The sequence below is a fragment of the Lysobacter lycopersici genome (genome assembly GCF_007556775.1).
Taxonomy (GTDB): domain Bacteria; phylum Pseudomonadota; class Gammaproteobacteria; order Xanthomonadales; family Xanthomonadaceae; genus Pseudoluteimonas; species Pseudoluteimonas lycopersici.
In genome coordinates, this window is sequence record NZ_CP041742.1 from 776,834 (window position 1) to 791,031 (window position 14,198).

The 14,198-nt window shown below is 67.8% G+C and carries 13 protein-coding genes; 11 read left to right on the top strand and 2 right to left on the bottom strand.

Features of this window, described 5'->3' with window-relative positions:
- Window positions 1-13: 13 nt before the first annotated feature.
- From FNZ56_RS04005 to FNZ56_RS04040, 8 genes are all read left to right on the top strand, one after another.
- The gene (locus tag FNZ56_RS04005; RefSeq protein WP_143878608.1) at window positions 14-2,023 is read left to right on the top strand and encodes an acetyl-CoA carboxylase biotin carboxylase subunit; all 2,010 of its coding nucleotides are present in this window, start codon (window positions 14-16) and stop codon (window positions 2,021-2,023) included.
- Window positions 2,024-2,025: 2 nt separating this feature from the next.
- Window positions 2,026-2,925 carry a hydroxymethylglutaryl-CoA lyase gene (locus tag FNZ56_RS04010; RefSeq protein ID WP_143878609.1) on the top strand — a complete coding sequence of 300 codons (900 nt, stop codon included), beginning with the start codon at window positions 2,026-2,028 and terminating at the stop codon, window positions 2,923-2,925.
- On the top strand, window positions 2,922-5,483 hold the full coding sequence (locus FNZ56_RS04015) for a sensor domain-containing protein (protein WP_143878610.1): 2,562 nt from the start codon (window positions 2,922-2,924) through the stop codon (window positions 5,481-5,483). The genes FNZ56_RS04010 and FNZ56_RS04015 overlap by 4 nt, the downstream gene beginning before the upstream one ends.
- Window positions 5,480-5,968 (top strand): GNAT family N-acetyltransferase, encoded by a 489-nt coding sequence (locus FNZ56_RS04020; protein WP_143878611.1) that lies wholly within the window; start codon window positions 5,480-5,482, stop codon window positions 5,966-5,968. The genes FNZ56_RS04015 and FNZ56_RS04020 overlap by 4 nt, the downstream gene beginning before the upstream one ends.
- Before the next feature lie 99 nt (window positions 5,969-6,067).
- Window positions 6,068-6,838, top strand: a complete 771-nt coding sequence (locus FNZ56_RS04025; protein ID WP_143878612.1) for an SDR family NAD(P)-dependent oxidoreductase — start codon at window positions 6,068-6,070, stop codon at window positions 6,836-6,838.
- Window positions 6,839-6,930: 92 nt separating this feature from the next.
- Window positions 6,931-7,497 carry an elongation factor P-like protein YeiP gene (yeiP, locus tag FNZ56_RS04030; RefSeq protein WP_143878613.1) on the top strand — a complete coding sequence of 189 codons (567 nt, stop codon included), beginning with the start codon at window positions 6,931-6,933 and terminating at the stop codon, window positions 7,495-7,497.
- 205 nt (window positions 7,498-7,702) lie between these two features.
- Window positions 7,703-7,918 carry a hypothetical protein gene (locus FNZ56_RS04035; RefSeq protein ID WP_143878614.1) on the top strand — a complete coding sequence of 72 codons (216 nt, stop codon included), beginning with the start codon at window positions 7,703-7,705 and terminating at the stop codon, window positions 7,916-7,918.
- On the top strand, window positions 7,911-8,510 hold the full coding sequence (locus FNZ56_RS04040; RefSeq protein ID WP_143878615.1) for a GNAT family N-acetyltransferase: 600 nt from the start codon (window positions 7,911-7,913) through the stop codon (window positions 8,508-8,510). Before FNZ56_RS04035 ends, FNZ56_RS04040 begins: the two co-directional genes overlap by 8 nt.
- A 78-nt stretch (window positions 8,511-8,588) precedes the next feature.
- Here FNZ56_RS04040 and FNZ56_RS04045 read toward each other — a convergent pair whose 3' ends face one another.
- Complete coding sequence (locus FNZ56_RS04045; RefSeq protein WP_143878616.1) at window positions 8,589-9,965, bottom strand: FAD-binding oxidoreductase; 1,377 nt, start codon at window positions 9,963-9,965, stop codon at window positions 8,589-8,591.
- A 64-nt stretch (window positions 9,966-10,029) separates the two neighbouring features.
- Between FNZ56_RS04045 and serA the strand changes: the two genes are divergently transcribed.
- The gene (serA, locus tag FNZ56_RS04050) at window positions 10,030-11,268 is read left to right on the top strand and encodes a phosphoglycerate dehydrogenase (protein WP_143878617.1); all 1,239 of its coding nucleotides are present in this window, start codon (window positions 10,030-10,032) and stop codon (window positions 11,266-11,268) included.
- 80 nt (window positions 11,269-11,348) lie between these two features.
- Window positions 11,349-11,834: a hypothetical protein gene (locus FNZ56_RS04055; protein ID WP_143878618.1), complete on the top strand. Its 486-nt coding sequence runs from the start codon at window positions 11,349-11,351 to the stop codon at window positions 11,832-11,834.
- A 48-nt stretch (window positions 11,835-11,882) separates the two neighbouring features.
- Here the strand turns inward: FNZ56_RS04055 and FNZ56_RS04060 are convergent, their stop codons facing one another.
- Window positions 11,883-12,431 carry an NUDIX hydrolase gene (locus tag FNZ56_RS04060; protein WP_143878619.1) on the bottom strand — a complete coding sequence of 183 codons (549 nt, stop codon included), beginning with the start codon at window positions 12,429-12,431 and terminating at the stop codon, window positions 11,883-11,885.
- Between the two features lie 134 nt (window positions 12,432-12,565).
- On the opposite strand from FNZ56_RS04060, the gene FNZ56_RS04065 reads away from it, so the two are divergent.
- Window positions 12,566-14,143 (top strand): amino acid permease, encoded by a 1,578-nt coding sequence (locus tag FNZ56_RS04065; RefSeq protein WP_143878620.1) that lies wholly within the window; start codon window positions 12,566-12,568, stop codon window positions 14,141-14,143.
- The last annotated feature ends 55 nt before the right edge of the window (window positions 14,144-14,198 follow it).

The window sequence follows — 14,198 nt, forward strand, 5'->3', positions numbered from 1 at the left end:
GGATCGCCGACTGATGTTCGACACCATCCTCATCGCCAACCGCGGCGAAATCGCCTGCCGGGTGACCCGCACCGCGCGCAAGCTCGGCATCCGCACCGTGGCGGTGTTCTCCGACGCCGACGCCGACGCGCAGCACGTGCGCCTCGCCGACGAGGCGCACCGCATCGGCGGCCCGCGCCCGCAGGACAGTTACCTCCGCGGCGATGCCATCATCGAAGTCGCGAAGAAAACCGGCGCGCAGGCGATCCATCCCGGCTACGGCTTCCTGTCCGAGAACGCCGACTTCGCCGACGCCGTGCAAGCCGCGGGCATCGCCTTCATCGGCCCTTCCGGCGCGTCGATGCGCAAGATGGGCAGCAAGGCCGGCGCCAAGGACCTGATGGCCGCGGCCGGCGTGCCGGTGGTGCCCGGCTACACCGGCGAAGACCAGTCGCCCGACGTGCTGCAACGCGAAGCCGACCGCATCGGCTACCCGCTGATGATCAAGGCCGCGCATGGCGGCGGCGGCAAGGGCATGCGCATCGTGCGCAACGCGGAAGAATTCTCGACGAACCTGCAAAGCTGCCAGCGCGAGGCGGCGAACGCGTTTGGCCGCGACCGCGTGCTGCTGGAACGCTACATCGAGCATCCGCGCCACATCGAGATCCAGGTGTTCGGCGACTCGCACGGCGGCGCGATCCACCTCGGCGAACGCGAATGCTCGGCGCAGCGCCGCTACCAGAAGGTGCTTGAGGAATCGCCTTCCGCATTCCTCACGCCGGAGTTGCGCGCGCGCATGGGCGCGGCCGCGGTGCAGGCCGCGCATGCGATCGACTATGCGAACGCCGGCACGGTGGAATTCATCGTCGCGCCGAATGGCGAGTTCTTCTTCATGGAAATCAACACGCGCCTGCAGGTCGAACATCCGGTGACCGAGGAAGTCACCGGGCTCGACCTGGTCGAATGGCAGCTGCGCATCGCTGCCGGCGAGACGTTGCCGCTGGCGCAGGAGCAGGTCGTGCAACGCGGGCATGCGATCGAAGTGCGGCTGTACGCGGAAGACCCGGACGCTGGCTTCCTGCCCGGTTCCGGCACCCTGCAGACGCTGCGACTTCCATCGGCATCGAAAAACGTGCGCATCGATTCCGGCGTGGTCGAAGGCGACACCGTCACGATCTTCTACGACCCGATGATCGCCAAACTGATCGTGTGGGACGAGGATCGCCCGCGCGCCCTCGCCCGCCTGCGCGATGCGCTGGCCGAATGCGAGATCGCCGGGCCGAAATCCAACATCGCCTTCCTCGAACGCCTCGTGCGGCATCCGGCCATCGTCGGCGCGACCATCGACACCGGCTACCTCGATCGCCACCTCGACGAGTTCCTCGCCCCGACCGAACGCGATCCGGCGCTGCTGCTCGCCGTCGCGACTACGCGCCTGCTCGTGCAGGAAGACGCGGCCCGGGCGGACGCCGCGCGCAGCGACGACCCGGGTTCGCCCTGGGCCATCGCCGACGGCTGGCGACTGGGCCATGGCGGCGCGCGGAGGCTCGCATTCGCCGACGGCAGCTCTCCTGTCGAAAGCCGGCGGATCGAACTGATCGCCCACGGCCACGGCGGCGACTATCGGATCGAAGTCGATGGTGCGACCCACGAGGTCTCCGGCGCGCGGCTCGACGGCGGCGCGCTGAGCGCGCGCATCGATGGCGCGATGCATCGTTTCCTCGCCGGATCGCGCGGCGACGACGTACGGGTGCACGACGGGCGCCAGCGGCTGCGCCTGCGCGCGGAGGCGGTGTATCGTCGACAGGGGGAGTCCGGCGGCGGCAGCGACCATCGCATCCGCGCGCCGATGCCCGGCCGCGTGGTGCTGGTCCAGGCCAAACCCGGCGACGCGGTGAAGACGGGGGACGTGGTGCTGGTGATCGAAGCGATGAAGATGGAACTCGCGTTGAAGGCTCCGCGCGACGGCGTCGTCGCCGAAGTGCGCGCGACGCCGGGCGAGTTCGTCGAGGCCGACGCGGTGCTGGCGACGCTGGAGGCCTAGACGTGGCCTATCCCGCCGAAGTACGCATCGTCGAGGTCGGCCCGCGCGACGGCCTGCAGAACGAGAAGCTCGACATCGGCACCGCGAACAAGATCGCGCTGATCGATCGTTTGTCCGCGACCGGGCTGCGCAGCATCGAGGCCGCCGCCTTCGTCAGCCCGAAATGGGTGCCGCAGATGGCGGACGCGGCCGAGGTGCTGGCCGGCATTTCGCGCAAGCCCGGCGTTTCCTACCCGGTGCTGGTGCCGAACGAACAGGGCTACGAACGCGCCCGCGCCGCCGGCGCCGGGGAAGTCGCGGTGTTCACCGCCGCGTCCGAGGCGTTCAACCTGAAGAACACCAACGCCGGCATCGACGAATCGCTGCGCCGCTTCGAACCGGTGCTGGCGCGGGCGAAGGCCGATGGCGTGAAAGTACGCGGCTACGTTTCCACCGTGCTCGGCTGCCCCTACCAGGGCGAGGTGCCGCTGGCCGACGTGGTCCGGGTTTCGCGTTCGCTGCATGCAATGGGCTGCTACGAGATTTCGCTGGGCGACACCATCGGCATCGGCACGCCCGGAAAGGCGCGCGCGATGCTGCAGGCGGTCGCCGCCGAAGTGCCGATGCCGGCGCTGGCGGTGCATTTCCACGATACCTACGGCCAGGCGCTGGCCAACGTGCTCGCCTGCCTCGAGGAAGGCGTGGCCGTGGTCGACAGCGCGGTCTCCGGCGCCGGCGGATGCCCGTATGCCAAGGGCGCCACAGGCAACGTCGCCAGCGAGGACGTGGTGTACATGCTGCACGGATTGGGAATCCGCACCGGCATCGACCTCGACGCGCTGGCCGCAACCGGGCGCTGGCTCGCCGGATTGCTGGGCCGCGATACCGGCAGCCGGGTGGGCAAGGCGCTGGCCGCGGCATGAACCGCAGCGACCAGCCGGGAAGCGACGCCGCGACGCGCGCGGCGGAGGCGCTTTCCGCGCTGGAACGGGCGTTGCGGGACCCGCAACTCGACGAAGCGCAGAAGCGCCTGCTCGGGCAGGCGCGCGACGCCTTGCTCGCCGCGAACGCGGAAACCGAACGCGAACACGAACGCTACCGCGCGTTGTTCGACGCGGTCCCCGATCCGGTCAGCGTCCTCGCCTGGGACGGCACCGTGCTCGACCTCAACAAGGCCGGGTCGAACGCCTACAAGCTGCCGCGCGAGGACATCATCGGCAAGCCGATCGAGGTGTTGAACCCGGAACTCCCCGAGGGACACCTGGTGCCGGTGTGGGAAACGCTGCGTCGCGGCGAGACCTACGTCATCGAAGTCACCAACAAGCGCGCCGACGGCAGCCGCTTCCCGGTGGAAGTGCACTCGGCCCTGCTCCGCCAGGACGACCGCGATTGCATCGTCGCCGTGGCCCGCGACCTCAGCGCGCGCGCCGAGGCCGAACTGCGCTACCGCGAACTGATGGAAACCGTGGACAAGGGCATCATCGTCCGCGACGCCACCGGCAGGATCACCCACGCCAACGCCGGCGCGATGCGCATCCTCGAACTGGACACGCGGCTCGGCCTCGAGCAAACGCTGCGCAACGACGTCTGGCTGACCCTCGACGAGGACGGCCGCGAAGTCCCGGAGGAACTGCGCCCCGCGACCTACGTGCAACGCACCGGCAAGCGCGTCGACAGCACCGTGCTCGGTTTCTACAACCGCGACAAGGGCGTGCTGAAGTGGCTTTCGGTCACCTGCGTGCCGCAGTTCCAGCCCGGCTCGGACAAGCCCTACCAGGTGCTGTCCATGTTCAGCGACGTCACCGCGCTCAAGCGCGACAGCAGGCTGTTCGACCGCGTGCAGGACCTCGCCCGCATCGGCGGCTGGGAATGGGAATCGGGCAGCGACCGCCTGTACCTCACCGACGAGGCGGCGCGCATCCTCGGCCAGGCGCAGGTGCCCGCGACCATGCACGACATGCTCGCCGCGCTGCGCGAACCCGATCGCACCGCCCTGCAACAGGCGCTGCGCCAGGCCGCCGATTCCGGCGCCGGCTTCGCCATCGAATGCATGGGCAGCCGCGCCGATGGCCGCACCTTCTGGATCGGCGTGATCGGCGAAGCGAACTCCAGCGCCGCCGGCACCAACATGACCGGCACGTTGCAGGACATCACCGAGCGCAAGCAGGACGAGGAAACCCTGCGCGTGCTAGCGCGCACCGACCCACTCACCGGCCTGCTCAACCGCGACGCCGTCCTCGGCGAACTCGACATGCGCATGGGCGACCTGGCCGCCGGCACGATCGCGGTGCTGTACATCGACCTCGACCGGTTCAAGGCGGTGAACGACGTGCTCGGCCACGCCGCCGGCGACGAACTGCTGGTGGCCGCGGCGCGGCGCATCCGCGATGCCACCGGCACCGAGGGCCTGTGCGCGCGTTTCGGCGGCGACGAATTCCTGGTGCTCTGCCACGCCGGCGACGACCCCGGCCTGCCCGAGCGCATCGCCGGGCGCATCCTCGACGCCTTCAGCGACGGTTTCCGCTTCGGCAGCGAGGAATTCCCGGTCACCGCCAGCATCGGCATCGCCTGTGCGCCCGAGGACGGCCAGCGCCCGCAGGTCCTGATCCAGAACGCCGACGCCGCGATGTACGACAGCAAGCGCCGCGTCCGCAACAGCTTCCAGCGCTTCACCCCGGCGCTGGTCCAGTCGCAGCAGGAAAAGCTGAAGCTGGAAGCGCAGTTGCGCCGCGCCGCCGACAACAACGAATTCCACCTCGTGTACCAGCCGCAGGTGGACCTGCGCCAGGGCCGCATCGTCGCCGCCGAGGCGTTGATCCGCTGGCGCAACCAGCAGCTCGGCGAAATGCGGCCCGACCATTTCATCGGCCACGCCGAGAACACCGGCGACATCATCCGCATCGGCCGCTGGGTGCTGCGCGAGGCCTGCCTGCAGGCGGCGCGCTGGCGCGACGCCGGGCTCGGCATCGTGCGCATCGCGGTCAACGTCTCCTACCGCCAGTTCCTCGGCGAGGACCTCGCCGCGACCGTGCGCGATACCTTGCGCGAATTCTCCCTGCCCGGCGCGGCGCTGGAACTCGAATTCACCGAACGCGTGCTGATCGAGGACGCCCCGGACACCATGCGCACCTTCGCCGAACTGCGCGCGCTCGGGGTGATGCTGACCATCGACGATTTCGGCGAAGGCTACAGCGCACTCAACTACCTGCGCCGGCTGCCGATCCACGGACTCAAGCTCAGCCAGCTGTTCGTGTCCGGCGTGCCCGGCAATTCCTCGGACATCGCGGTCTGCCAGGCGGTCGCCGGCATCGCCCGCAGCCTCGCCCTGGGCGTGGTCGCCGAAGGCATCGAAACCGAAGCCCAGCGCGATTTCCTGCTGCGGCTGGGCGTGCCGGTCGGCCAGGGCTTCCTGTTCGCGCCCGGCCTGCACGCGGACGAATTCGGCTACCGCATGCTCGAAGAACAGCGCCGCGCCGGATGATGCCGGGCGACACCATCCGTCCCATCGCGCCCGCCGACGACGCGGCGATGGCCGCGATCATCCGCACGGTGATGCCGGAATTCGGCGCCAGCGGCCAGGGCTTCGCGATCAACGACCCGGAAGTGGACTGGATGAGCCGTGCGTATTCCGAACCGCGGCACGCCTACTTCGTGTTCGAACGCGGCGGCGTGGTGCTGGGTGGAGCGGGCGTCGCGCCATTGGCCGGCGGCGACGGGGATGTCTGCGAACTGCGCAAGATGTACTTCCTGCCCGAGGCGCGCGGCCTCGGCGCCGGCGCGACGATGATGACGCGCTGCCTCGACGCCGCGCGCGCGGCCGGCTTCGCGCAATGCTACCTCGAGACACTGCGCGGCATGGACGCGGCCATGCGCCTGTACGAACGCAGCGGCTTCCGCCGCATCGACGGGCCGATGGGCGCCACCGGGCACGGCGGCTGCAATACGTTCTATCTCCGGGACCTGTAGGAGCACCGTTCACGGTGCGACTGTCGCGCCCTGAAGGGCGCTCCTACGGTCGGAATCCCCATCCGGTAAAATCGCGGTTTTCCGCCCGCAGGAATCCCCATGCAACTCGCATCCGTCCGCGCCGTGGTCACCGGCGGCGTTTCCGGCCTCGGCCTGGCCGTGGCCCAGCGCCTGGTCGCCAATGGCGGCAAGGTCGCGCTGTTCGACGTCAACGAAGAGAAGGGCGCTGCCGCGGTGGCCGAACTCGGCGCCGACAAGGCCGCGTTCTTCAAGACCGATGTCACCGACGAGGCCGGCGTGGCCGGAAACGTGACTGCCGCGCGCGATTTCCTCGGCGGGTTGAACGCCTGCATCAACTGCGCCGGCATCCTCGGCGCCGGCCGCGTGCTCGGCCGCGAAGGCTCGATGAAGCTGTCGCAGTTCCAGGCCACGGTGATGGTGAACCTGGTCGGCAGCTTCAACGTCGCCAAGGCCTGCGCCGAACTGATGCAGGGCAACGAGGCCGGCATCGACGGTGAGCGCGGGGTGATCGTCAACACCGCCTCGGTCGCCGCCTACGAAGGCCAGATCGGACAGGCCGCGTATTCGGCGTCCAAGGGCGGCGTGGTCGGCATGACCTTGCCGATGGCGCGCGAGCTCGCCCGCTTCGGCATCCGCGTCAACACCATCGCGCCGGGCATCTTCTGGACGCCGATGGTCGACGGCATGCCCGACGATGTGCAGAAATCGCTGGCGGCGTCGATCCCGTTCCCGTCGCGCCTGGGGAAGCCAGAGGAATTCGCCGACCTCGTCGCCTACATCCTCGGCAACACCTACTTGAACGGCGAGACCATCCGCCTCGACGGCGCGACGCGGCTCGCTCCGAAGTGACCAGATCCCTGTAGGAGCGCACCCGGGCGCGACCCGGCATTTCCCGAAAAACAGTCGCGGCCAGGTCCGCTCCTACAAAAACGAGAAACACAATGAAGGCTTACGACATCAAGAAAGGCAACGTCGTCGAACACAACGGCGGCGTGTACCAGGTCCGCGACATCGAGCGCAGCTCGCCGCAAGGCCGCGGCGGCAACGTGCGCTTCCGCTTCGTCATGTATTCGATTCCCGGCGGCAGCAAGCTCGACGCCAGTTTCGACGGCGACGACGACCTGCGCGAAGTGGACATGAGCCGCCGGCAGGCGACGTATTCGTACAAGGACGGCGAGGCCTTCGTGTTCCTCGACGACGAGGATTTCACGCCGTACACGCTGGACGCGGACGTGGTCGGCGACAACGCCGGCTACATTGTCGACGACCTGGCCGGCATCTACGTGCAGTTGATCGAGGATGCGCCGGTGGCGATCCAGTTGCCGCAGAGCGTGGCGATCGAAGTGGTCGAAACCCCGCCGGAGCTCAAGGGCGGCACCGCGACCAAGCGCCCGAAGCCGGCCAGGCTCAGCACCGGGATCGAGATCATGGTGCCGGAGTACATCGGCAACGGCGAGAAGGTGTGGGTGAACACCGTCACCGGCGAGTTCGCGGGGCGTGCGGAGTAATTTCGCCCGCATCGGCATCACGGCACTGCTCGTGCTGGGCAGTGCCGGATGCCATGGCACGTCCGCTCCGACGGCACCGGAGACGAAAGCCGTATCCGAGGTTCCGTCCAAACCGACCATCGCCTCCGATTGCGTGCCGCCGAAGGGTCCTGTCGATCGGCTTGGCCATTGCAGTTATCCGGCCGATGTTCGCGATTTCATCGACATGCGCGACGCCTGCGACCACTGGCGCGGTGAACCGTGGCCGGATCATCAAGACGATCCGGAAGAAGTCCGCAAGAAGCAGATCCTCGAAGCGATCAAGGAATCCTGCACCGGCACCGACAAGCGCCTTTCCGCGCTGAAGGCCGCTTACGCCGGCGATCCGAAGATCCTGCAATTGCTCGACGAATACGAAGCAGATATCGAATCCGATGATTGAAGCCTCGCGCCTGCAACCGGTCGAACTTTCCGGCTGGGGCGTGCGCCTCGTGCCGCTGTCGCCGGCGCACGTCGACGGCCTGGTCGAAGCCAGTGCCGATGGCGACCTCGGTGCGCTGAACTACACCAACACCCCGCTTGCGAACGTCGACGCCGTTTCGGCATACGTGCAGGCCGCGCTCGACGGGCAGGCCGCGGGCACGATGCTGCCGTTCACGGTGCTGCGCGACGACGGCACGGTGCTCGGCAGCACGCGCTACTACGACATCGACCTGTCGGTGCCGACGCTCGCCATCGGCTACACCTGGTACCGCGCCAGTGCGCAGCGCACCCACGTCAACACCGCCTGCAAGCGCCTGCTGCTCGGCCATGCCTTCGACACGGTGGGCATGCGCACCGTGTACCTGCACACCAGCCATCACAACCTGCGTTCGCAGGCGGCGATCGAACGCCTCGGCGCGCACAGGGACGGCGTGATCCGCCAGCACAAGCGACACAAGGATGGCGGCCTGCGCGATACGGTCTGCTATTCCATCCTCGACGTGGAATGGCCGGCGATGCGCGAGCGGCTGGAAGCGCGCCTTTCCCCGTAGGAGCGCTCTCGAGCGCGACCCGCCATACATATCCGCGCGCCAGTCGCGCTCCAGCGCGCTCCTACAAACGCGACCGGATCAAGGATCGAACACCTTGCCGGGATTCATGATCCTGTTCGGATCGAACACGCGGCGGATCCCGCGCATCAGTTCGATCTCGGCGGCACTGCGCGTGCCGAGCAACCAAGGCTTCTTCGCCAGCCCGATGCCGTGTTCGGCGGAAATGCTGCCGCCGTGCTTTTCCAGCAGTTCGGCGAGATGCACGGTGACGCCGCCGCAGCGTTCGGCGAATGCCCCCTGCGCCATGCCCGCCGGCTTGAGCACGTTGATGTGCAGGTTGCCGTCGCCGATGTGCCCGAACCAGACGACCTCGAAATCCGGGTATTCGCGGCCAAGCAATGCATCGGCTTCGGCGAGGAAGGCCGGCATCGCCGACACCCGCACCGCGACGTCGTTCTTGTACGGCGTATGCGGCGCGAGGCTTTCGCTGATGCCTTCGCGCAGGCGCCACAGTTCCGCTGCCTGCGCTTCGCTCGCGGCGATCACGCCGTCTTCGACCCAGCCTTGTCCGACCGCATGTTCGAACGCGGACAGCGCGGCGGCTTCGTCGACCTCGAATTCGGTGAGAACGTAGTACGGGTGCGTGGAATCGAATGGATCCTTTCCGCTGTGCGCGAGCACGTGCCGCAGCGCCTTGTCGGTCAGGAACTCGAAGGCTTCCAGCCGCAGCGTTCGCCGCAGTTGCGCGAACAGCGGCATGATCGCATCGAAGCCGGGTAGCGCCAGCAGCATCACGCCGGTCGGCGGCGGCGGATCGGCGAGCCTGAGCGTCGCCTCGACCACAATCCCGAGCGTGCCCTCGGCGCCGATGGCGAGATGGCGCAGGTCGTAGCCGCTGGAGTTCTTGAGCAGGCCTCGGTTGAGGTCGAGCAATTCGCCCGTGCCGGTCACCAGTTTCAGTCCGGCGATCCATTCGCGGGTGTTGCCGTAACGCAGCACGCGCACGCCGCCGGCATTGGTGGCGATGCCGCCGCCGATCGTGGCGGTGCCGCGCGAAGCGAAATCCACCGGATATTGCAGGCCGTGTTCGCGCGCCGCGTCCTGCGCCGCCTGCAGCGGGATTCCGGCTTCGACCGTCAATGTGCGATCCACCGGATCGAAGGCCAGCACCCGGCGCATGCGTTCCAGGCTGACGACGAGCTCGCCGTTCGCCGCGACCGCGCCGCCCGACAGGCCGGTGCGCCCGCCCGATGGCACCAGCGCGATGCGATGTTCGTTCGCCCAGCGAGCAATGCCCTGCACTTCGCCGGTGTTGGCCGGCTGCGCGATGGCCAGCGGCGCCGGCGTCCAGCGCCGGGTCGCGTCGCGACCGTAGTGCTCGAGGTCGGCGGCTGCGTCCAGCAGGCGGAGTCCCGGCAAGGCGTGGCGCAGCGCATCGAGGCGAAGGTCGGTCATCCGCCGATTCTACGGGAGCATTCCCGACCGTTTGCTCCTCGCCTTTCCTGTCAAAATCGCGACGATGAAAAAGACTTCCTACCCCAAGGGCGACATCCGCGTGCTGCTGCTGGAAGGCATCAGCCAGAACGCGGTCGACACTTTCCGCGCCGCCGGCTACAGCCGGATCGAGCTGCTGCCGCAGGCCCTGCCGGAAGACGCGCTGAAACGCGCCATCGCCGACGCGCATATCCTCGGCATCCGCTCGCGCAGCCAGCTCACCGCCGAGGTACTGGCGCAGGGCAAGCGCCTGCTCGCGGTCGGCTGCTTCTGCATCGGCACCAACCAGGTCGACCTGGACGCGGCTGAACTGCAGGGCGTGCCGGTGTTCAACGCGCCCTATTCCAACACCCGCAGCGTCGCCGAACTGGTGCTGGCCGAAGCGGTAATGCTGTTGCGCGGGATTCCGCACAAGTCGGCCGAATGCCACCGCGGCGGCTGGTCGAAATCGGCCGCGGGCAGCCACGAGGCGCGCGGCAAGACGATAGGCATCGTCGGCTACGGCCACATCGGCACCCAGGTCGGCCTGCTCGCCGAGGCGCTGGGCATGCAGGTGCTGTACCACGACATCGAGACCAAGCTCGCGCTCGGCAACGCCCGCCCTGCCGCCGACCTCGGCGACCTATTGGCGCGCAGCGACGTCGTCACCCTGCATGTGCCGGAGACGCCGGCGACGCAGTGGATGGTCGGTGCCCGGGAACTGGCACGGATGAAACCAGGTGCGCACCTGATCAATGCCTCGCGCGGGACCGTGGTCGACATCGAAGCGCTCGCCGCCACCTTGCGCGAAGGCCGCCTCGGCGGCGCCGCGGTGGACGTGTTCCCGACCGAGCCCAAGGGCAACAGCGAAGCGTTCGAATCCGCTTTGCGCGGGCTCGACAACGTCATCCTCACCCCGCATGTCGGCGGCAGCACGCTCGAGGCGCAGGACAACATCGGCATCGAGGTCGCGGCCAAGCTGGTGCGCTACAGCGACAACGGCAGCACGCTGTCGGCGGTGAATTTCCCCGAAGTCAGCCTGCCCGAACACGACGGCAGCCATCGCCTGCTGCACATCCACCGCAACGTGCCGGGCATGTTGTCGCAGGTCAACGCGGTGTTCAGCAGCCGCGGCATCAACATCGACGGCCAGTTCCTGCGCACCGACGCGAACGTTGGCTACGTGGTGATCGACGTCAGCGGCGCCGGCGACGAACAGGCACGCGAACTGCGCGATGCGCTCGATTCCATCGAAGGAACGCTGCGGACACGGGTGTTGTATTGATCTGCTTCGATCTTCCCCTGTAGGAGCGGCTTTAGCCGCGACAAATTTCGCGAAAAAAATGGGCCCGCAGGAGTTGCAGCATGAACGTTCGGAACGCGCTTCTCGCCATCGCTGCAGTCTGCCTCTCGGTCGCATGTGCGCATCGTCCATTCGATGAAACCCCGTATTCGAGCGACGATGGCTTCTCCTTCCAGGTCTACGATGGAACGGGGACCTTCGATTCGAAGACAAAGACCTACAAGCCCCTGTATTGCGGGACTGAATATCCCGAACGACGCTTGGATATCGGCCAAGCCGGCTTCGATGCCGTCAAGGGATTGGTAGACGCTGGCGATCTTTGGTCCGCGAAGGTCGCTGAAAAGCCCGATTGCCGGGGCATGGATCCCGCCCCGAATGCTCAGTTCTTCCACTTCCAGAAATCCGGCAAATCACAGACGCTGGTAATCGAACAGTGCGAAGAGGTCGCAGCCCAATACCGTCCCTACCTTGCTGCGATCAAGCAGATCGTGCGTGGAGTCAGCGACCAGCAGACCTTGCATGTGCAAGGCGAGTGCGTCCGCATCTAGCAGTCGCGGCTACCGCTTTTGACAGCCGAATCGCTGTCCGACCCGCTCCTACGGGGAGCCGGCACGCGCCATCCACTTCCCCGCCATCCGCCTGAGCGATGCGTCGCTGGCCGGATCGTTCGCGATCGCTCCGATGTCGCGCCACGCCAGATCGTGCGATTCCTCGCCGACGACGAATTCCTCGCTGCCGGTCGCGCGCACGACGAAACGCACGTCGTAGTGCCAGTGCCCCGGTTCCGCGCCGCGTTCGGGAATCCAGTGCCGGTCGAGGTCGAACAGTTCGCCTTCGACCACCAGGTCGCGCAGGCCCGATTCCTCCTCGGCCTCGCGCAGCGCCGCGCGGGCGAGGTCACGGTCGCCGTCGGCGTGCCCGCCCGGCTGCAGCCAGCGGTCGAGCTTGCGGTGATGGGTGAGCAGCGCGCGCCGGCCATCGGCATCGACCAGCCACGCCGAAGCGGTGAAGTGCCCTTCGAGCCGTTCGCGCCGGTACGGATCCGCGTCTTGTTCCTGCGCAAGTTCGGCGAACTGCGCCACGGTGGCGGCTTCGTCCGGATGGCGTTGCCGGTAGGCATCGAGCGCGGCGATGAATGCGGGCATGCGGGGCGCGGACCATGGCGATCTGGAATCCGGCCATTATCCCCGCGATGCGACCGGCCACCGATGGCGCTTGTGCCCCGTCCACGCCACGGTTAAGGTCGGCGACTGCTGCATTCAGTCCTTGGGGAAACGATATGCTCTTTTGGCGCGTCAAGCCGCTGGATCACATCCTCGCAACAGCCGAGAAGAAATCGCTCCATCGCCAGCTCGGCCCGATCCAGCTCACGCTGCTCGGCGTCGGCGCGGTCATCGGCACCGGCATCTTCGTCCTGACCGCGGAAGCGGCGCAGAAGTCCGGCCCGGCGATGATGATCGCCTTCGTGATCGCCGCGGTAGTCTGCGGCCTCGCGGCCCTGGCCTACGCCGAACTCGCGTCCATGGTCCCGGTGTCGGGTTCGGCCTACACCTACACGTACGGCGTGATGGGCGAGGTGATCGCCTGGATCGTCGGCTGGGCGCTGGTGCTCGAATACGCCATCGGCGCGACTGCCGTCTGCGTGGGCTGGTCCGGATACGTCAACGGCCTGCTCAACAGCGGCATCTTCGGCTTGGTCGCGCCGGGCTCGCTCTCGCTGCCCACATGGCTGCAGACGGGTTATTTCTCCGGTGGCGGCTTCAACCTGCTGGCCTTCCTGATCGGCGTCGCGGTGACCTGGCTGCTGGTCATCGGCACTTCGAAGAGCGCCAAGGTCAACGCCGTGCTGGTCGCCATCAAGATCATCGCGCTGACCGCATTCATCGCGCTCGCGCTGCCGGCGGTCCAGAGCTCCAACATGCATCCGTTCATGCCCACCGGCTGGGGCAGCCCGACCGGTGGCGTCGGCGTGCTCGGCGCCGCGGCCTCGATCTTCTTCGCCTACGTCGGCTTCGACGCGGTTTCCACCGCCGCCGAGGAGACCAAGAACCCGAACCGCAACATCCCGATCGGGCTGATGGGCGCACTGGGCATCTGCACCATCTTCTACCTGCTGGTCGGCTACGGCGCCGCCGGTTCGGTCGGCGCGCAGCCGCTGTTCGGTGCGGACGGCGTGGCGCTCGATCCCGGCTCGCCGGCGATGACCGCAGCGTGCGCGCTGGCCGCCAACGCCGACAAGCTGGTGTGCAGCCACGAGCCGCTGGCCCATGTGATCCGCCTGCTCGGCTTCGCGCAGGTCGGCAACCTGATCGCGCTGGCCGCGGTCCTCGCCCTGCCGTCGGTCATCCTGATGATGATGTTCGGCCAGACCCGCATCTTCTTCACGATGTCGCGCGACGGCCTGCTGCCGGAGATGCTGTCGCGGATCCATCCGCGCTTCCACACCCCGCACGTGGTCACGGTCATCACCGGTATAGTCGTAGCGATCTGCGCCGCGCTGTTCCCGGTCGGCAAGCTGGCGGACACTTCCAACGCCGGCACCCTGCTCGCGTTCGCGATGGTGTCGATCGGCGTACTGATGCTGCGCCGCGTGCAGCCGAACCGCCCGCGCCCGTTCCGCACGCCGATGGCCTGGATCGTGTGTCCGCTCGCCGTGCTCGGCTGCGCCCTGCTCTTCGTCAACCTGAGCTGGGTCGCGAAGTCGGTGTTCGTGGTGTGGGGCGTGATCGGGCTGGTCTTCTACCTGCTCTACGGCAAGCGTCGCAGCTACCTGGCCCCGGGCAACCAGGAACCGGAAGGCGATGCCCACCTGGAACAGCCGCCTAAGTTCCACGAGGGACCCGATCCCGGCCCGTAAAAGCCGCGACGCACCCGAAGGCCGGCCCCGTCGCCGGCCTTCGCATTCCCGAAGA